This is a genomic window from Streptomyces sp. NPDC049837 (assembly GCF_040674455.1).
GTDB lineage: Bacteria > Actinomycetota > Actinomycetes > Streptomycetales > Streptomycetaceae > Streptomyces.
Window position 1 is genome coordinate 122433 of sequence record NZ_JBFAMP010000003.1, and the last position, 19703, is coordinate 142135.

The window sequence follows — 19703 nt, forward strand, 5'->3', positions numbered from 1 at the left end:
TCGCCATGGTCAGCGGTCCCCTCTGCGGCGGCGGTCGTACGCGGCCCGGATTCCGGCGCGCCAGCGCTGGTAGTGGACGGTGCCGGTGGCGTCCGGTCCGAGCGCCGCGAGGGAGCGGTCGGTCCAGTCGGCCGCCTCCTCGGCGGTGGCTCCGCACAGGACGGGTGCGGCTTCGGCGGTGTGCTCGGGCACGGTGCCGGAGATCCGGTGCGCCGTGCAGGCGAACGCGGCGCCCTGGGCGAGGTGTGCGCGGTGCTCCCCGGCCAGGTCGGTGAGGTGCTCCAGCTCCTTGGCGGTGGCGCCGCCCGCGTAGGTGGCGGCGAGGCCGGCGCCGCTCCACAGGTCGCCGCGCCGCTCGGCCGGGAACTCCGCGATCCGCAGGGCGATGCCGTCGGGGTCGGCGCACTCGTGGAACCAGAGCGCCCGCCCGAGGCCCTGGTCGCGGATGGCCCGCTCGTCGGGGGTGAGCCCGCGCTCGACGTGCCGGCGCCCGATGACCCGGTCGGGGTGGAAGAAGCCCTGGTGGAAGCCGTACCCGTCCCAGGCGAGCCAGCATTCGGGCGGCCCGGCGCCGGGGATGCCGTTGCGCGGGCGCAGCCCGAGCCGGGCGTACGCCCACCCGGCGCCGACCTGGGCGAGGTGCGGGTACCGGGCGGCGGGCCCGGCCAGCAGGGCGGCGAAGCGGCGGCCGCGTGCGGCGGTGAGCAGGTCCAGTACGCCGCAGGCCATGCCGGCGCCCTCGTAGCCGAATCCGCGCCGCTGCGGCGGCAGGCGGTCCACTTCCGCCGCCAGGCCGGTCAGGGTGCGGGCGTCCAGGGCGGCGTGGAAGCCGTGCAGGAAGGCCTGTCCGGCGGCTTGCAGGGTGCCGCGCGCGGGGCCGGGGCGGAGCCGGAAGCGGCGTACGCCGAAGTCGACCTGGGCGGTGTCCTGGCGCAGCAGCGGGATCACGACGCGGCGCAGCGGGCGCGGCACCACGGAGGGCGATGACGAGAAGGGGGAGAGCATGTCAGCCGGGCTCCTGTTTTCTCTGAGCTTTGGCGATGGCACGTTCCATGAGGGCGATCGTCAGGTACGGCTTGGCCACGGCCTGGAAGTCCAGGTCGGGACCGAGGGAGCGGACCGTGCCCTCCAGGACCAGCAGCGACAGGATCGGGAAGACGAACTGGGGGTCGGCGTACAGTCCGTGGCGGCGCTGGAGGACGAAGAGCCGTACGGCGAAATCCATCAGGTCGAAGTCGGCGGCGGTCGCTCCCGTGCAGGAGTCGATGAGGGCGGCGAGTTCGCGCCGGAAGCCCTCGGTGTCGGTGCCGGGGCCCGAGCGCGCGGTGGAGAGCACGATGCGGGCGCAGGCCTGTCCGTCGCCGAGGCCCATCGCGTGGAAGAAGTCGGTGAACTTGTCCCGGGCGTGCGGGGTCAGGCGCACGGTGAACCCGGCGTCCACGATGGTGACGTCGCGGCCGGGCCCGCAGATCAGGTTGCCGGGGTGGAGGTCGCAGTGGACGAAGCCGTCGAGGAACAGCATGTGGTAGGCGGCGCGCAGCGCGGTGACGGCGGCCCGTTCGCCGTCCGTCCCGCCGGGCGGCGGCCGGTGCAGGTCGTCGAGGTACTCCATGACGAGGACCTCGGGGCCGCACAGGTCGTCGTACACGGCCGGTACCCGCACATGGGGCTCCTCGGCCAGGTTCTCCTTGAGGAAGCGGAGGCTTCTCCGCTCGCGGTCGAAGTCGAGCTGTCCGCGCAGGGACGCGGCCAACTGCCGCATGATGTCGGCGACCGGCACGCCCCGCAGCGGCGGGAGCGGCGCGGCGAGCCGGGCGAGGGCCGGCATGATGGCCAGGTCGGTGGAGAGTTGGCGGGCGACGCCGGGGCGGCGGACCTTCAGGGCGACGGTCCGGCCGTCGGTCAGACGGGCCCGGTAGACGCAGGCGATGGTGCCCGCCGCCACCGGGGGGCGCGCGGCGAGGCCGGGGTCGTCCCGCAGCAGGCGTCTCAGCTCGGGTCCGAAGTGCCGCGACCCGTCGCCCAGCGGTAACGGCCGCACCTGGTCGTGCAGGGTGCTCAGCACCCGGGCGACATGACGAGGGACCACGTCGGCGCGGGTGCTGAGGATCTGGGCGACCTTGACGAAGGCCGGCCCGAGTGCGGTCACCGTGTTCAGGAGCCAGGCGTCGCGCCGGGGCGCGAAGCGGCCCCTGCCGGGTGACAGCGAGCAGCGCAGAGCGACGGCGCCCAGGACGGCCAGCCGGACCGTCAGGATGAGGCAGACGCGCAGGCTCCGCAGGAGCCCGGCGGCGACGGTCACCTTCGGGTTGTCGGCATGGCTCATCTGGCACCCCCCGCCCCGGCCGTCACCGGCTCCGGTTCAGCCGCCGACGCGGACCGGGAACTTGTCGATGGTGGCGATGACCTGGTCGTTGTCGGGGTGGACCAGCTTGATCGGGGTCTCCAGCCGGTAGAAGTCCCCGTCCGGCGGGAACTTGCTGAGCTCCGGGCTCAGGAGCTTCGCGGGCTCCTTGGTCCGCAGCACCAGCGGCTCCGGCCGGGCCATCGCGCCGGGGCCCTCCTCGGAGCCGGGCGGCCGCTCGATGGTCAGCTTGAACGACAGGAACATCGTCGCGCTGAGCTTCGGCGGGAAGTGCTGGACGATCTTGAGCAGGCTGTCCGGCGTCGCTTCCATGTTGTCCTGCTCGATGGTGATGCGGCCCAACTGCGGGTGGTCCGCCTCCACCTTGTGGCCGACGACCTTGAGCACGACGGCCTTGTGGGGCGGCTCGTCGGGGTGGGTCTCCACCCGGACCTTGATGCCGCCCTTGAACTCGACGTTCACGAGCGCGGTGCGGACCTTGAGCGGCACGTTCGCCGCGTAGCAACTACAGGGGATCTCGGCGCCGATGGACGGCAGCACGGTGGCCGTGGTCACGTGAAGAACCTCCGAACATAACTCGGGGAGTGTGTGGGGTGCACATCTGACATTCCCGAGTGCCGCCATTCGGACCATTTCCTAGGCGGAATTCACCCGTCCGGGGTTCTTCGGAGGATTAGACATCGCTGGCGAGAATACGTCAGAAAAGGCCAATAAGGCGCCCGTTGGAATTCAGGCCTCGTCGAGCCGCCGGCCCCGCGTCTCCGGCGCGAGGAACACGAAGGCCACCGCCGCCAGGGCGAGCGGCACCGCCGCCGCCAGAGCCGTGACCTCCATGGGCGGCACCGCCGCCGTCCCCACCGACAGCGCCAGCACGAGCACGCCGCCGGCCTTGCTCACGGCGGCCGCCCAGCCGGTCCCCCGGGCCCGGAGCGCCGTCGGGTACACCTCCGAGCTGTACGCGGCCACCACCGCGGCCGTCGCGCTGATCCCCCACAGCGGCACGAACAGCAGCAGCCGCATCAGCGACTCGTCACCGGCGACCGTCTCCCCCGCCACCGCCAGCACCACCAGCGCCCCGGCGGCCGCCCCCGCCACGACGACCGCCGTGCGGCGGCTGCTCCACAGCCCGTACAGCAGCGCGGTCACCAGGTTGAGCGGCAGGCTGATCAGCGCGCTGTCGCGCAGGACGCGGGCCGAGGACGCCTCCGGGTACCCGGCGCGCCCGAGATTGACGGGCAGCCACATCTGGAAGCCGTACGCCAGCAGCCCGGCGCCCGCCGCCAGCAGGGTCAGCACCGCCGTACGGCCGCCGAACCCCCGCTCCCACAGCCGCACGTACCCGGGCGCGGCGCCCGGCCCCGGCGAATCGGCCATGTGCCCGGACACGGGCACCATCGTCGAGCCGTACCGCGACAGCACCTCGCGCGCCCGCTCCACCCGGCCCGTGGCGAGCAGGAAGCGCGGTGACTCCGGGATCCAGTGGTTCAGCACCAGCAGCACCAGCGCAGTCGGCAGCCCCACCAGCCACAGGGCGCGCCAACCGAACTCCGGGGTGAGCAGCGCCGCCAGCCAGTTCGTCAGGGCATACGCGACGGTGACGTTCCCGCCGATCAGCACCATCAGCCAGCCCCGGTGGCGGCGCGGCACCGTCTCCGCCAGCAGCGTGAACGCGATCGGGATCATGCCGCCCGCCGCCATGCCCATCACCAGGCACATCAGAACGTTCCACCAGAAGCCCGGCATGGCTCCGCAGACGGACGTCGTGGCGAACAGCACGCCCGCCAGGAGGATCGAATTCCGCCGCCCGATCCGGTCCCCGAGCCGGCCCCAGACGAACGAGCCCACCATGGTCCCGGTGATCCCGGCCAGCGGCAGCCACGCCACCGATACGCCACCGCCCGGCCGCAGCGGTGAGGCCAGCCCGTACTCGGCGGCGACTCCGGGGACGACGAGGGAGAGCGTCAGCGGCTTCATCACGTCGATCGTCACGGCGAGCGACAGCACGGTCAGCAGCATCACGTGGGCGGGCCGCAGCCGGGCGTCGTCGTCCGCGCGCACCCGCACGGCCGCCGCTTCCCGGCGCAGCGCCTCGGCGCGCGGCGGCCACAGTCCCACCAGCACGGCCGCCACTCCGCACACGATGAGCGCCATGCCGGCCACCATGGCCGGATCGGGGGTCATCCCCGCCATTCGGTAACCCATGTGGCGGGCGTGCCAGAACATCGGCAGATGCATCACCGTGCCCGCCGTACCGGCCGCCACGCCGGCCCAGAACCAGACGGGACGCGGAAATCCGCCGCCTTTTCCCGGAAGCCCGCTCCCCCTTTTCGCGGCTTGCCCGCTTTTCACTTCCGCCCCCATTTCCACCCCCATTTCCGCCCCCTTTTCGGTGTCCCCACGCGGGTCCGCGCTTTTCGGCCGTGGCCGGACTCGTCTCTTCCTCACGGACGGGGGTCATACGCCGAAGGGCCTAGGCGGGATCGGTTCAGCGGCCGATGTCCCGGCCCCCGCCCGGGCGGCAGGCTGTGCGGCGCACGGCTCGTCGCCCCCCACGAGGGGAGGGGGCGACGAGCCAGCGGGACCGCTACCGCATCAGGACGCCCGCGCCCTCTCCGGTCGCCTCCGTGGGCAGCGCGACCAGTCCCAGGTCGGCGCCCGCCGCCAGCAGGCGGTGCGTCGGCAGTATCCGGACCGTGTACCCGAAGGGGCCCGTCCGGTCGAGGGTGAGCGGGCCCTCGTAGACCCACCGCCCCTGCTGGTCCGGGCCGCCGGCCGGCTTCAGCGGCACGGTCTGGGCGTCCCGGAGCCGGTCGTCGGTGTCGACGCGGCCCGCGACCGCCTGGACCTCCACGTCCTCGGGCTGGAGGTCGCCGAGGGCGACCCGTACCCGCAGGGCGAGGGTGGTGCCCAGCTCGGCGGTGCCGTTGGCCTCGTCCACCTCGACGTGGTCGACCGCCACGCGCGGCCACGCGGCCCGTACCCGGGCCTTCCAGGCGGCCAGTTCCCGGGCCGCGCCGGTGTCCAGCGACCGGTGGGCGAGGGCGGCCGGGGCGTACAGGCGCTCCACGTACTCGCGCACCATGCGCCCCGCGAGCACCTTGGGGCCGAGGTTGGCGAGCGTACGGCGGACCATCTCGATCCACCGCTCGGGCAGGCCGCTGCCGTTGCGGTCGTAGAAGCGGGGGGCGACGCGCTGCTCGATCAGCTCGTACAGCGCGGCCGCCTCCAGGTCGTCGCGGCGGTCCTCGTCGGTGGTCGGCCCGTCGGCGGTCGGGATGGCCCAGCCGAAGTCCGGTTCGTACCACTCGTCCCACCAGCCGTCCAGGACGGACAGGTTGAGGCAGCCGTTCAGGGCGGCCTTCATGCCGGACGTCCCGCACGCCTCCAGCGGCCGCAGCGGGTTGTTCAGCCACACGTCGCAGCCGGGGTAGAGCTTCTGCGCCATGCCCATCCCGTAATCCGGCAGGAAGACGATCCGGTGGCGTACGCGCGGGTCGTCGGCGAACCGCACCAGCTCCCGCACCAGCCGCTTGCCGCCGTCGTCCGCCGGGTGGGCCTTGCCCGCGACGACGATCTGGACCGGCCGCTCCGGGTGCAGCAGCAGCTCCATCAGCCGGTCGCGGTCGCGCAGCATCAGGGTGAGCCGCTTGTAGGAGGGGACCCGGCGGGCGAACCCGATGGTGAGGATGTCGGGGTCCAGGACCCCGTCGATCCAGCCCAGCTCCGCCGACCCGGCGCCGCGCTGGCGCCACGAGGCGCGCAGCCGGGTCCGTACCTCCGTCACGAGCTGCTCGCGCAGTTCGCGCCGCAGCTCCCAGATCTCGGAGTCGGCGATCTCCCCGACGGCGTCCCAGCGCTGCGAGCCGCCGACGCTGAGGGCGTCCTCGGCGCGCTGGGTGCCGATCTTCCGCGCGCCGAGCCGGAACACCTCGGGCGCCACCCAGGTCGGGGCGTGGACGCCGTTGGTGATGGAGGTGATCGGCACCTCGTCGGGGTCGAACCCGGGCCACAGGCCGGCGAACATCTCGCGGCTGACGGCGCCGTGGAGCGTGGACACGCCGTTGGCGCGCTGGGCGAGGCGCAGTCCCATGACGGCCATGTTGAAGAGGTTGGGCTCGCCGCCGGGGTAGGTCTCCATGCCGAGCTGGAGGACGCGCTCGACGTCCACGCCGGGCAGCTCCGCACCGTCGCCGAAGTGGCGGGCGACGAGCTCGCGGTCGAACCGGTCGATGCCGGCCGGGACGGGGGTGTGGGTGGTGAAGACCGTCCCCGCGCGGACGGCCTCCAGGGCGGCGTCGAACTCGACGCCCTCCTCGCTCAGTTCCCGGATGCGCTCCAGGCCGAGGAAACCGGCGTGCCCCTCGTTGGTGTGGAACACCTCGGGCGCGGGGTGGCCGGTGAGCTCGCAGTACGCCCGTACCGCCCGGACACCTCCTATCCCCAGCAGCATCTCCTGCAACAGCCGGTGTTCGCTGCCACCGCCGTACAGCCGGTCGGTGACGTCCCGTTCGGAGGGGCCGTTCTCCTCGACGTCAGAGTCGAGCATCAGCAGCGGTACGCGGCCGACCTGGGCCACCCAGATGTGGGCGTGCAGACAGCGGCCGGCCGGCAGGGCGAGGGAGACCCGGACGGGGGCGCCGCCGGGCTGCCGCAGCAGGCTGACGGGCATCTCGTTGGGGTCCAGCAGCGGATAGTGCTCCTGCTGCCAGCCGTCCCGGGAGAGCGACTGGCGGAAGTAGCCGTGCCGGTAGAGCAGTCCCACACCGATGAGCGGTACGCCGAGGTCGGAGGCGGCCTTGAGGTGGTCACCGGCGAGGATGCCGAGGCCGCCGGAGTACTGGGGCAGGGCGGCGGTGACCCCGAACTCGGGCGAGAAGTAGGCGACGGCGGCGGGCAGGTCGCTGTTCTGGCTCTGGTACCAGCGGCGGCCGCGCAGGTAGTCGTCGAGGTCGTCGGCGGCGGCCGACAGGCGGCGCAGGAAGCGCCGGTCACGGGCGAGCTCGGCGAGCCGGGCGGCGGGCACGGAGCCCAGCAGCCGGACCGGATCGCCGCCGGCCGTCCGCCACCCCTCGGGGTCGACGGCCTGGAACAGTTCGCGGGTCTCGGCATGCCAGGACCAGCGCAGATTGCGCGCGAGGTCGCTGAGCGGCCGGAGCGGGTCGGGGAGGACGGGGCGCACGGTGAATCGACGGATTGCCTTCACGTGTTCCACCTTCGCAGGGCAGGTACGTATCGGGGCGGACGCACAACGGTGTGCGTCCGCCTTCACCCTCCGACGGTATCGGCACCCCGCCCTCCGCAACCACGGCGCACTCAGGGGAGCGCGTTCACAGGGCGCTCACCGGGACCCGGTACGGGGAGCCCGCGTTGACGGTTTCCGGGTCGAACGCGCCGGTCGCGGCGTACCGGGCGGCGATTTCGCGCCGTTCGTGCGGCGGGATCACGTCGTCGATGCGGTCGAAGCCGCCGGGGGCGCGCTGGTGGGCCAGATTGATGACGACTTCCGGACCCAGGCGCCGGTTGGCGCGCTGAAGCTCCGTCATGGCGGGGCGCCGCTCCGCCTCGTAGGCGGCGAGGGCGTCGGCCGGCGCGGGGTGGTGGGCCATGGCGTGGGCGAGGGCCCGGGCATCGATGATCGACTGGGTGGCACCGTTGGAGCCGATGGGGTACATGGCGTGGGCGGCGTCGCCGATGAGGGTGGTGCGGCCGTGGCTCCAGCGCAGCAGGGGCTCGCGGTCGACCATGGGGTACTCGTAGGCGGCCTCGGCGGCGCGCAGCACCTCGGGGACGCTGACGCCGTCGAACTCCCAGCCGTCGTAGTGGTGGAGGAACCGTTCGACGGGTACGGCACGGTTCCAGTCCCCGCGGGCGGCGCCGGCGATGCTGTCGGCGGGCATCGCCAGGGCCCAGTTGACGAGGACGTCCCCGCCCGGCCGCTCGGCCATCGGGTAGACGACGGCCTTCTGCCGGTCGTCGCCCGCGATGAGCATGAACGTTCCGGCCCGGCGGGCGTCCAGCCACGAGACGCCGCGCCACACCAGCATGCCGTTCCACGGGGGCTCGCCCTCGCGGGGGTTGAGGGCGGCGCGGACCGCCGAGCGGATGCCGTCGGCGCCGATCAGGACGTCCGGTTCCAGCGACGCCCGGCCGCACCTGGCGCCCTCGCGGTGTTCCAGGCGCACGCGCGGGCGGCCGTCGGGCAACTGTTCAAGGCCGGCCACCCGGACGCCGGTGACGATCGCGGACGGGCCGATCCGGCGGCGTACCGCGTCGGCGAGGACCTGCTGGAGCCGGCCGCGGTGGATGGAGAGCTGGGGCCAGTGGTATCCGGCGCTCAGCCCGCGCGGTTCGCGGGAGATCAGCCCGCCGGAGCGGTGGTAGTAGCGCAGCTCCCGGGTACGTACGGCGTCGGCCTCCAGGTCGTCGAGGAGCCCGAGCGCGTCGAGTTCGCGTACGGCGTTGGGCATGATGTTCAGCCCGGCGCCGACGGGCTGGATCTCGCGGGCCGCCTCCACGACGGTGACCCGGTGGAAGCCGGCGGCGTGCAGGGCGAGCGCGGCGGTCAGGCCGGCGACCCCGCCGCCGGCGACGAGTATGTGGGGGGTCACGCAGCGGCTCCCCTCACCGGGGTGCGCGGCCGCTGGGTGGCCTGGCGCACCAGCGTCTCGTTGTCCCGGGTCAGGTCGAGCACGGAGCGCAGCAGGGCGACGGGCGCGCCGCCGCTGCCCTGGTCGTACAGCCGTACGTCGTCGCTGTAGGCCTTGCGGGCGATGCCGAGGTGGCGGGCGCGGAAGGTCTTCAGGATGCGCAGCACCCGCGCCAGGGAGTGGGCGGACGCCACGAGCTGCGGAGGCAGTTGGTACACGGTCTCCCAGCTCAGCGCGGCGGACAGCTTGCTGACGGCGGAGACCCCGCCCTTGTGGGCGGCGTGGAAGGCGCGCCAGGACGGGAGGCTGTACTCGACGGATTCGGCGAGGAAGGCGTCGTAGCCGGGGTCGGTGCGGTCGCACTGCCAGACCGTCAGGTCGACGAGCCACAGCGGTACCTGGGCGGCGGCCGGGCCGAGGTAGTCGCGCCCGGCGACGTCGATCTCCTCGAAGTACGGGCGCAGGGTGCGGGCGAAGTAGGCCGGGGAGACGTTGTCGACGGTGAAGTCGATGGCGTCGACCATCGCCTGGACGTGCTGTGCGGTGCGGTCCAGCGCGAGGGCGAAGCCCGGGTCGTACGGTTCGAGGCCGGCCAGTTGGCCGCAGGTGTCGAGGGCGGCGACGAGGCTGGGGAAGACCATCCGGACGGCGTCCTGGAGGTGGGCCTCCATCTCGTGGCCGGTGTACATCCGCTGGCGGGGACCGAGCGGGTTCCAGGTGGTGTAGTGGTGCACGGTGTCGCGGGGCACCATGTCGGTGCGGCGGGCCAGTTCCTCCAGGACGGGCAGGACCTCGGGGACGGCGGCGACCGGCTGGACGCCGTGCCGTTTGAGGGAGCCGAGCACGATGCCGAGGTCGCGCATCGCGGCCAGCGCCTCGATGACGCACCACTCGGCGACCCGGTCGAGGTCGGGGATGAGGGCGCGCAGCGCGACGGTGAGCGCGGGGACGTCGGCGTCACGGTTCATCGCGGGGAGCGCGGCGAGCAGCGCGTCGGCGCCGAGCGGGTCGGCCGCGCGTATCTCGGCTATGCGGTAGCGCGGTTCGGCGCAGGTATCGAGACCGGGCGCGACAAGGTCGTACAGGGTCAACGGGATGCCCCCCTCGGGCAGTGTGGATTCGGGAGTGGCGCGGTGTCCGCTGGTCAGGCGGTCACCGCGGGTCGCCCACCCGGTCCTGGCGTGGCGGCGCCGGTGCGGGCGCGGGCAGGCTCAGCCGTACGGACAGCAGTGCCGCAGCGGCGGCGAAGGCGGCGCCGGTGAGCAGCGCCGCCTGGAAGCCCGCGGTTTCGGCCTGGGGTGTGGCCGTGCCGGTACGGGTGGTGGCCACGGCCACGAGGACGGCCAGGCCCAGGACGGATCCGAACTGCTGGCTGGTGTTGATCAGCCCGGAGGCGAGGCCGGTCTCCTCTGGCGTGGCCTCTGCCGTGGCGGCCACATTGGTGGTGACCATGACCAGCGGCAGGGCGGCACCCAGCACGAGGCTGGGTGCGAGGACGGTGGTGGCGAAGGTGCCGTGGGCGCTCAGCGCGAGGGCGAGCCAGACCATGCCGGCGAACAGCAGCCCGAAGCCGAGGGTCATGGTCCGGCCGAGGCCGAGGCGGAGGATGAGGCGGCCGGTCAGCGGGGCGGTGGCGACGACGACCAGGGACAGCGGGAGCAGGCCGAGGCCGCCGGTGAGCGGCGACTGTCCCAGCACGCTCTGGAGGTAGAGGCTGACGAGGAAGAACATGGGGAACAGCGCCATTTGGGCGAGGGCGCTGAGGAGGTTGGCCAGGCGCAGCGCGGGCCGCCCCAGCACGGCGGGCGGGACGAGGGGCCGGGCGGCGCGGGTCTCGGTCACGGCGAAGGCCGCGAGCAGGAGAACGCCGGCGGCCCCGGCCAGGGGGCTGCGCCCGACGAGGGCGTACGCGACGAGGCCGAGCCCGCCGGTGGCGGTGAGCGCGCCGAGCAGGTCGAAGCCGGACTCGGCGCCTCTGGTTCCGCCGTCCAGGAGCCGGAGGGCGAGCAGGCCCAGTACGGCGGCGACGACGACGTTCAGCCAGAAGGTGGAGCGCCAGCCGAGCAGGTCGGTGAGGACTCCGCCCAGGACGGTGCCCATGACCCCACCGAGGCCGCCCATCGCGGCGAACGCGCCGAGCGCCCGGTGCCGGGCGGGGCCGTCCGGGAAGAGGATCAGCAGCAGGGCGAACGCGGCGGCCGCGGCGAGGGCCGCCCCGACGCCCTGCACGGCGCGGGCGGCGACCAGCGCGCCGGTGGACTGGGCGAGGCCCCCGGCGGCGGAGGCGGCCGCGAGCAGGGCGAGCCCGGCGGTGAACAGCCGCCGGTGGCCGAACAGGTCGGCGGCGCGGCCACCGAGCAGGAGCAGCCCGCCGAAGGTGATCAGGTAGGCGTTGGCCACCCAGGACAGTCCGGCGGACCCGGCCCGGAGGTCGTGGCCGACGGACGGCAGCGCGACGTTGACGATCGCCGTGTCCATGATCATCAGCAGTTGCGTCGCCGCCAGCAGCGCCAGCGCGCCGCGCGTTCCCCCGGCGCCGCTCACCGGACCACCCCGGGCCGCAGGGTCCATCCCGGATCGCCGAGCCGCCGGGTGCGCCACCCGGGATCGCCGGCCCGCGGGACGGCCCGGCGCGGGCCGCACGAAGGCCATCGCACCGCGCGCCCGCCCCGGGCGCACCGCCCCGGATCGGCCGCCCGGAGCTGCGCCGGGGCGGTCATCGGACCGGCTCCAGGTCATAGCCGTCCAGGCACGTCTGGGCGAGCGCCTCGCAGGCGGGGGCGCCGCCCGCCCAGGTCTGCATCGTGAGGTAGACGTGCGGGGCGCCGTGGTAGAAGCGCTCGTACTGCTCGTGGCGGCCCGCGAATTCGGAGCCGAGCGCGTCCCAGGCCAGCTTCAGCAGCTTGACCCGGTCCTCGGCCGGCGTGCCGGGCGAGCGGATGTACTTGCGCACCAGCGGGCCCAGCTCCGGGTGCAGCAGGTCCTCGCCGGACGCGGGGAGCTGGATGACGCCGCCGCCCGCGAGGAGCTTGATCTCCTGCACGGCCCTCGGGTACAGCTCGCCCGCCATGATGCGCTGGGCGTACGAGATGTCGCTGCCCGGCGCGACGCCGCCACGGCCGCCGTCGACCTCCTCGTACGACGCCTCCGCCGCCAGCACGAACGCCTTGGCCTGCGCGACATGGCCGAGGAGGCGGCCGATGGCCTGGGTGACCGGCGGCAGTTCGTAGGTGCTGTTGGCCTTGGTGATCAGGATCGCGATGCCGGTGAGGAACTCCAGCTTGGTCCAGAAGCGGGTGGCGGCCTGGTGCACGAAGTTCAGGTACGCGGGGGTCTGCCACCACATCTGGCAGGTCGCCTCGACGTTCCGGTACGTCAGCACCCGTTCCCACGGCACGAACACGTCGTCGCACACGAGCAGCGCGTCGTTCTCGTCGAAGCGCGAGGAGAGCGGGTTGTCGAAGACGCTGCGCGCCTGTGCCTCGTAGGAGGTGCGGGAGACGAACTTCAGGCCCGGCGTGTCGATCGGGATCGAGAAGCACACCGCGTGGTCGACGTCCTGGGGGGCGAGGGGCTCGATCGTGCCGATGATCACCTCGTTGCCGAAGACCGCCGCGGTGCCGATCATCTTGGCGCCGCGCACCACGATCCCGCCGTCCTTCTCGGCGACGACCCGGACCACCAGATCGTCCTCCTCCTGCTCGGAGGCGGCCCTGGTGCGGTCGATCTGCGGGTTGGCGATGGTGAAGGTCGGGTACAGGTCGCCCTCGGCGAGCCGCCGGTGGTAGGCGAGGGCGGCGCCCGAACCGTCGTACGTCTCCGTCGTGAACAGGCCCGGCAGCGCCGCGAATCCGGCCGCGCCGCCCGCCATGTAGTCGGGCGTGCGGCCCAGGAAGCCGAAGCTGGCCTCCGCCCACACCTTGTACGCCTCGCGGCGCGCGACGAGGTCCTCGTACGACCGGGGGATCGCGTAGGCGCGGTGGACGCCGCCCTGGGTGAGGACCGGGGTGTGCTCGGAGTCGTGCGCCAGGTCGTACAGGCGGGCGATGGAGGCGGCGGTGTTGCGGAACGCCGGGTGCGTGGTGACGTCCCCGACCCGCTCCCCGTCGAGCCATATCTCCCGGCCGTCGCGCAGCGACGCCAGATAGTCGTGACCGGACCTCGTCACCATTTCTCCTCTTGCGGATGCCATTGCCGCAGCAGAGCCTGTCCGTTGGTCCACACCTTCGGCAATGAACGTCCGTCCAATGGTCCTTAAGAACCGGCCAGTCGCCCTCCGGAAACCATTACGCGGCGTTCGCCGCACCCGCCCGGTACTCACCCGGAGTGACGCCGAACCATTTGCGGAAGGCAAGGTGGAAACCGACCGCACTCTGGTAGCCGACCCGCTGCGGCACCGCCGACTGCGGCAGGGACGTCTCGCCGAGCAGCCGCGCCGCCTCCTGCATGCGCCGCCCGGTCAGGTGACGCGCCGGGGCCTCGCCGACCAGCGCGCGGAACGCGGCCGTGAACGCCGAGCGGGACATGCCGACCTCGCGGGCGAGCGACTCGATGGTCCACGGCTCGGCGAACCGGGTCGCGATCATCACCAGGGCGCGGCTGACGCCCGGGTGGCGCAGCACGGGCAGGGAGGCCGGGTTCTCGGCGAACTCCCGCAGCAGCGGGCGCAGCGCGAGCACCAGGGCCATCTCGAAGGCCCGCAGCGTGATCAGCCGGTCACCGGGGCCGATGGGCCGGTCGGGGGCGGCGAGCAGCCGCAGCGTGTCCCGCAGCAGCGGCTCGCGGTCGACCTGGGAGCCGTCGAGGACCAGCGCCCAGGGCAGCGCCTTGTACAGACCTGTGGCGGCGCTGGCGTCGTAGTGCAGCCCGGCGCACAGCAGCCGGCTCTCCGGCCCGGTGCCGCCGATGCGGATCTCGCCGGTGGTGCCGGGCTCCCGTTCGGGCAGCACGGCCTTGAGCGGTACGCCCTGCCGGTCGGGGCGGTCGGAGAGCCGGTGCGCGGTCCCGGTGGGGAAGACGGCGAGGTCACCGGCGCGCAGTTCCTGGGGCGTCTGGCCCTCGGCGGTGATCCAGCAGCCGCCCTCGACGATGTAGTGCAGGACGGCGCAGCCCTGCTCGGCGTCGCCCTCGATGGCCCAGGGGGCGCGGACGTGCCAGCGGCTGTCGAAGACGCCGGTGAGCCGCAACGGTTGCAACAGCTCACTGAGGAGGTCGTCGTTCCGGTCGGTGTTCCGGCCGGTTTTCCCGGTTTCGGTGCGCACGGTGTCCATGGACGATCCTTCAACCCCCGCCCCGAATTGTTAATTGATCGGCCAAAGCCGCCGCCGCCAGCCTGAGAGGAGCCGTCATGGCAGCAGTCACACCCTATCGAAGGGCCAATCAGGCATATGTCGGAGCGGATGTCGGAGCAGATGTCGGAGCAGAATCAGATGCGGGTGGCGGTCGTCGGCGCGACCGGTTTCCAGGGCGGCGCGGTGGCCCGCCTGCTCAGTGCGCGGGGCCACCGGGTGCGTACCCTCTCCCGCCGTCCCGAGGGCGACCGGCCGCCGATGCCCGGCGTCTCGTGCGCCACCGGTGACCTGGCCGACGCCGAGGCCGTGCGGCAGCTCTTCGCGGGTGCGACGCACGCGGCGGTGGTGATGCCCCTGGTGTACGAGGCCAAGCGGGTGCGCGCGTACGCCCGGAACATCGCCGAGGCCGCCGTGGCGGCAGGGGTGCGGCGGCTGGTCTACAACGCCAACACCCGTGTGCCGCGCACGTCCACCGATGTGGCGGCGTTCGAGACGCGACGGATCGCCGAGGAGGTGCTGCGGGAGAGCGGCGTGCCGATGGTGGTGCTGCGCCCGCCGGTGTACCTGGACAACCTGTTCAGCCCCTGGAACGGCCCGGCCCTGGTCAACGAGGGCATCCTCGCCTATCCGCTGCCCGCCGACGCGCCGGCGGCGTGGCTGTCGCACCGGGACCTGGCTCAGGCGGTGTGCGCGGCGCTCACCGTGGAGGGCCTGGAGGGGCGGACGTACGACATCGGCGGTGTGCGGGCGCTGACGGGTGATGAGCTGGCGGATGCCTTCGGCCGGGGCCTGGGGCGCGTGGTGCGGTACCGCGCGCTGGCCCCGCACATCTTCGAGCAGGGCCTCGCACAGGCGATCGGCCCGGCCGCGGCGGCCGGGGTGGCGGGCATCTACCACTACATGGCGGGGGGTGCCGAGCCGCTGCTGCTGGCCGGTGATGACGGCGTGTCGGCCCGCGCGTTGACGGTGGAGGCACGCCCGGTTGACGAGTGGGTTTCCCGTCAGCCGTGGCAGATCTGGGCGAACGACCCGGAGGAGCAGGACGCCCAGTCGCTCACCTGAACGCCACCTGACACACCCGAGCGCGAACCGGTCCCGATTTTCCACTCGAACGGGGCCGGTTCTCGTCGTGTCCGGCTACGCCTGAGTAGTTAACAACGCGCCGGATTGCCCACCCGAAGGGTGTGGGTAGGGCTCCTCCGGTACCCGCCCACCCGAGTGAACCCGGACAGGAGCGGTGATGCCTGCGCTCTGCCACTCGTCAACGGAGCAAGTACAAAGAGCGATACCCCGTACGCAACCCTCAGGTGATGCCGTGAACTCGCTGATTGGTCGCATTCCCGTTCTCGATGTACGCCCGCTGGTCGACTGCGGCAGAAGGCCCGCCAAGGCAGTGGTCGGCGAAACCTTCCAGATTACGGCCACCGTGTTCCGCGAAGGTCATGACGCCGTGGCCGCGAACGTCGTGCTCAAGGACCCGTCCGGACACCCGGGCCCGTTCACGCCGATGCGGGAACTGGCGCCCGGAACCGACCGCTGGGGCGCCGAGGTCACTCCAACGGCCGAAGGGCGGTGGACGTATTTTGTCGAGGCGTGGAGCGACCCGATCGCCACCTGGCGGCACACCGCCGGCATCAAGATCCCGGCCGGTATCGACACCGAGCTGGTCCTGGCCGAGGGCGCCGCCCTCCACGAGCGGGCCGCCGACGGCGTACCGAAGAGCGAGGGCCGCGAGGCCGTGCTCGCCGTGGTGGACGCCCTGCGCGACGAACGGCGCTCCCCCGCCGACCGGCTCGCCGCCGCGCTGGAGACGGAGGCGGTCGAGGCGCTGGCCGCGCATCCGCTGCGTGAACTGGTCACGTCCTCAAAGCCGTTGCCGCTGCTGGTGGAGCGGGAGCGGGCGCTGTTCGGTTCGTGGTACGAGATGTTCCCGCGCTCCGAGGGGGCGAGGGTGGAGAACGGCCGGCTGGTGTCGGGCACCTTCCGTACCGCCGCCGAGCGGCTTCCGGCCATCGCCGCGATGGGCTTCGATGTCGTATATCTGCCGCCCATCCACCCCATCGGCACCACCCACCGCAAGGGTCCCAACAACACCCTCACGGCCAGGCCCGACGACGTCGGCGTGCCGTGGGCGATCGGCTCCCCCGAGGGCGGACACGACGCGGTCCACCCGGACCTGGGCACCATCGAGGACTTCGACGCCTTCGTCGAACGGGCGCGCGAACTGCGCCTGGAGGTCGCGCTGGACTTCGCGCTCCAGTGCTCGCCGGACCACCCGTGGGTGAAGAAGCGCCCTGCCTGGTTCCACCACCGGGCCGACGGCACCATCGCGTACGCCGAGAACCCCCCGAAGAAGTACCAGGACATCTATCCGATCGCGTTCGACCGGGACATGCGGGGCATCGTCCGCGAGACCCTGCGCGTGCTGCGGTACTGGATGTCCCACGGCGTACGCATCTTCCGCGTCGACAACCCGCACACCAAGCCGGTGGTGTTCTGGGAGAAGGTCATCGGCGCCATCAACAAGACCGACCCGGACGTGATCTTCCTGGCGGAGGCGTTCACCCGGCCAGCGATGATGCACACCCTCGGCGCGATCGGCTTCCAGCAGTCGTACACGTACTTCACCTGGCGCAACACCAAGCAGGAGCTGACCGAGTACCTCACCGAGCTGTCCGGCGACGCCGCCGCCTACATGCGGCCGAACTTCTTCGTGAACACCCCGGACATCCTGCACGCCTACCTCCAGCACGGCGGCCGCCCCGCCTTCGAGGTGCGCGCGGTGCTGGCCGCCACGATGTCCCCCACGTGGGGCGTGTACGCCGGGTACGAGGTGTGCGAGAACACCCCGGCACGGGAGGGCAGCGAGGAGTACCTCGACTCCGAGAAGTACCAACTCCGCCCGCGCGACTGGGAGTCAGCCGAGCGCGAGGGCCGCAGCATCGCCCCCCTGATCACCAGCCTCAACCGGATCAGGCGCCGCAACGCCGCGCTGCGGCAACTGCGCTCGGCGCGCTTCCACCACGCCGACAACGACGCCGTCATCGCCTACAGCAAGCGGGCGGGCTCGAACATTGTTCTGACGGTCGTCAACCTCGACCCGCGCCACACCCACGAGGCGACGGTGTCGTTGGACATGCCGGAGCTCGGCCTCGACTGGCACGAGACCGTGCCGGTGCGCGATGAGCTCACCGGCGAGACCTATCACTGGGGCAGGGCCAACTATGTGCGCCTCGAGCCGGGTGTCACGCCCGCGCACATCCTCGTCCTGCGACCGTCCCCGCCGATCGGAGGGTCACCCACATCATGATCGTCAACGAGCCCGTCCACGACACCTTCGAGGACACGCCGGCAAAGGACCGTGACCCCGACTGGTTCAAACGAGCCGTCTTCTACGAGGTTCTGGTCCGCTCGTTCCAGGACAGCAATGGCGACGGCGTCGGCGACCTCAAGGGAATCACCGCCAAGCTGGACTACCTCCAGTGGCTCGGGGTCGACTGCCTCTGGCTCCCGCCGTTCTTCAAGTCCCCCCTCAGGGACGGCGGTTACGACGTATCGGACTACACCTCCGTACTGCCCGAATTCGGCGACCTGGCCGACTTCGTCGAGTTCGTCGATGCCGCCCACCAGCGCGGCATGCGAGTGATCATCGACTTCGTGATGAACCACACCAGCGACCAGCACCCGTGGTTCCAGGAATCCCGCAGCGACCCCGACGGCCCCTACGGCGACTACTACGTCTGGGCCGACGACGACAAGCAGTTCCAGGACGCCCGGATCATCTTCGTCGACACCGAGACGTCCAACTGGACCTTCGACCCGGTGCGCAAGCAGTACTACTGGCACCGGTTCTTCTCCCACCAGCCGGACCTCAACTACGAGAACCCGGCCGTGCAGCAGGAGATCCTGTCCGCGCTGCGCTTCTGGCTGGACCTCGGCATCGACGGGTTCCGCCTGGACGCCGTGCCGTACCTCTACCAGGAGGAGGGCACCAACTGCGAGAACCTCCCGGCCACCCACGCCTTTCTCAAGCGGGTGCGCAAGGAGATCGACGCCGCCTACCCCGACACCGTGCTGCTCGCCGAGGCCAACCAGTGGCCGGAGGACGTCGTCGACTATTTCGGCGACTTCCCGGCCGGCGGCGACGAGTGCCACATGGCGTTCCACTTCCCGGTGATGCCGCGCATCTTCATGGCGGTGCGCCGCGAGTCCCGCTACCCCGTCTCCGAAATCCTGGCCAAGACCCCGGCGATCCCGGCGAACTGCCAGTGGGGCATCTTCCTGCGCAACCACGACGAGCTGACGCTGGAAATGGTCACGGACGAAGAACGTGACTACATGTACGCGGAGTACGCCAAGGACCCCCGGATGCGCGCCAACATCGGCATCCGGCGGCGGCTCGCCCCGCTGCTCGACAACGACCGCAACCAGATCGAGCTGTTCACGGCTCTACTGCTCTCCCTGCCCGGCTCGCCGATCCTCTACTACGGCGACGAGATCGGCATGGGCGACAACATCTGGCTCGGCGACCGGGACGCGGTGCGCACCCCGATGCAGTGGACGCCCGACCGCAACGCGGGCTTCTCCTCCTGCGACCCGGGCCGGCTGTACCTGCCGACCATCATGGACCCGGTCTACGGCTACCAGGTCACCAACGTCGAGGCGTCGATGGCGTCCCCGTCGTCGCTGCTGCACTGGACGCGGCGGATGATCGAGATCCGCAAGCAGAACCTCGCCTTCGGACTCGGCTCCTACACGGAGCTCCCGTCGTCCAACCCGGCGGTCCTCGCCTTCCTGCGGGAGTACGGGGACGACCTGGTGATGTGCGTGCACAACTTCTCGCGCTTCCCGCAGCCGACGGAGCTGGACCTGCGACGGTTCAACGGCATGCACCCGGTGGAGCTGATCGGCGGGGTCCGCTTCCCCGCGATCGGCGAATGGCCGTACCTGCTCACCCTCGCGGGTCACGGCTTCTACTGGTTCCGCCTCCGCAAGGACGCGGTCAAGCCCACCAAGGGCAAGACGGTCACGGAAGCGACGGTCGCCACGGCGCCCCACACCGGCGGGGCCCCGGCACGGGCAGCGGCGGCGGGCACGACCGGTGCGGCGGGCACGACCGGTGCGGCGGCCGTAGCCGCGCCGGGAGCGGTCTCGAATCCGCCGGACGCGTCACGCACGGTGCAGGCGGGCGCCACGGCGGACGCCACCAAGCACCCGGGCGCGTCCGCGCGCAGAGCAGCGGCTGACGGAGCGTCACCGCAGTCGGCACCCGCACCGGCGGCCCGGGCGGGCACGACGGCGGGCGGCGGCAGCCCCTCGGCCACGGCGGGCGATGCCGGCACCCCGGTGACCCCGGCGGAGGCGGGCACCGCACCGGCCGGGGCGTCCGGCGCGGGTGCC

At 72.4% G+C, this 19703-nt stretch carries 12 protein-coding genes and 1 pseudogene; 3 read left to right on the forward strand and 10 right to left on the reverse strand.

Annotated features, from left to right (window positions below; genetic code table 11):
- Nucleotides 1–9: 9 nt before the first annotated feature.
- The 10 genes from AB0J57_RS08510 to AB0J57_RS08555 all read right to left on the reverse strand — a co-directional run bounded on the left by AB0J57_RS08510 (nt 10) and on the right by AB0J57_RS08555 (nt 14282).
- Nucleotides 10–1005, reverse strand: a complete 996-nt coding sequence (locus AB0J57_RS08510; protein WP_366127271.1) for a DUF1702 family protein — start codon at nt 1003–1005, stop codon at nt 10–12.
- Between the two features lies 1 nt (nt 1006).
- The gene (locus AB0J57_RS08515) at nt 1007–2326 is read right to left on the reverse strand and encodes an AarF/UbiB family protein (RefSeq protein ID WP_366127272.1); all 1320 of its coding nucleotides are present in this window, start codon (nt 2324–2326) and stop codon (nt 1007–1009) included.
- Nucleotides 2327–2362: 36 nt separating this feature from the next.
- Nucleotides 2363–2920: a hypothetical protein gene (locus AB0J57_RS08520; protein WP_366127273.1), complete on the reverse strand. Its 558-nt coding sequence runs from the start codon at nt 2918–2920 to the stop codon at nt 2363–2365.
- A gap of 174 nt (nt 2921–3094) precedes the next feature.
- Entirely contained in the window at nt 3095–4546 is a 1452-nt protein-coding gene (locus tag AB0J57_RS08525; protein WP_366127274.1) for an MFS transporter, read from the reverse strand.
- Nucleotides 4547–4949: 403 nt separating this feature from the next.
- Nucleotides 4950–7568 carry a glycosyltransferase family 1 protein gene (locus AB0J57_RS08530; RefSeq protein WP_366127275.1) on the reverse strand — a complete coding sequence of 873 codons (2619 nt, stop codon included), beginning with the start codon at nt 7566–7568 and terminating at the stop codon, nt 4950–4952.
- 124 nt (nt 7569–7692) lie between these two features.
- Complete coding sequence (locus AB0J57_RS08535; protein ID WP_366127276.1) at nt 7693–8973, reverse strand: FAD-dependent monooxygenase; 1281 nt, start codon at nt 8971–8973, stop codon at nt 7693–7695.
- Nucleotides 8970–10103: a monodechloroaminopyrrolnitrin synthase PrnB family protein gene (locus AB0J57_RS08540; protein WP_366127277.1), complete on the reverse strand. Its 1134-nt coding sequence runs from the start codon at nt 10101–10103 to the stop codon at nt 8970–8972. The genes AB0J57_RS08535 and AB0J57_RS08540 overlap by 4 nt, the downstream gene beginning before the upstream one ends.
- A gap of 61 nt (nt 10104–10164) precedes the next feature.
- The gene (locus AB0J57_RS08545; protein ID WP_366127278.1) at nt 10165–11556 is read right to left on the reverse strand and encodes an MFS transporter; all 1392 of its coding nucleotides are present in this window, start codon (nt 11554–11556) and stop codon (nt 10165–10167) included.
- Nucleotides 11557–11728: 172 nt separating this feature from the next.
- Nucleotides 11729–13180, reverse strand: a complete 1452-nt coding sequence (locus tag AB0J57_RS08550; RefSeq protein ID WP_366127279.1) for a 4-hydroxyphenylacetate 3-hydroxylase N-terminal domain-containing protein — start codon at nt 13178–13180, stop codon at nt 11729–11731.
- 118 nt (nt 13181–13298) lie between these two features.
- Entirely contained in the window at nt 13299–14282 is a 984-nt protein-coding gene (locus AB0J57_RS08555) for an AraC family transcriptional regulator (RefSeq protein WP_366127280.1), read from the reverse strand.
- Between the two features lie 141 nt (nt 14283–14423).
- Between AB0J57_RS08555 and AB0J57_RS08560 the strand changes: the two genes are divergently transcribed.
- From AB0J57_RS08560 to treS, 3 genes and pseudogenes are all read left to right on the forward strand, one after another.
- Nucleotides 14424–15365, forward strand: a complete 942-nt coding sequence (locus AB0J57_RS08560; protein ID WP_366127281.1) for an NmrA family NAD(P)-binding protein — start codon at nt 14424–14426, stop codon at nt 15363–15365.
- Between the two features lie 262 nt (nt 15366–15627).
- Nucleotides 15628–17613 carry an alpha-1,4-glucan--maltose-1-phosphate maltosyltransferase gene (locus AB0J57_RS08565; protein WP_366127816.1) on the forward strand — a complete coding sequence of 662 codons (1986 nt, stop codon included), beginning with the start codon at nt 15628–15630 and terminating at the stop codon, nt 17611–17613.
- Nucleotides 17610–19304, forward strand: a pseudogene (gene treS / locus AB0J57_RS08570) (maltose alpha-D-glucosyltransferase); the annotation flags it as partial. The gene AB0J57_RS08565 and the pseudogene treS, both read left to right, overlap by 4 nt.
- Nucleotides 19305–19703: the final 399 nt, after the last annotated feature.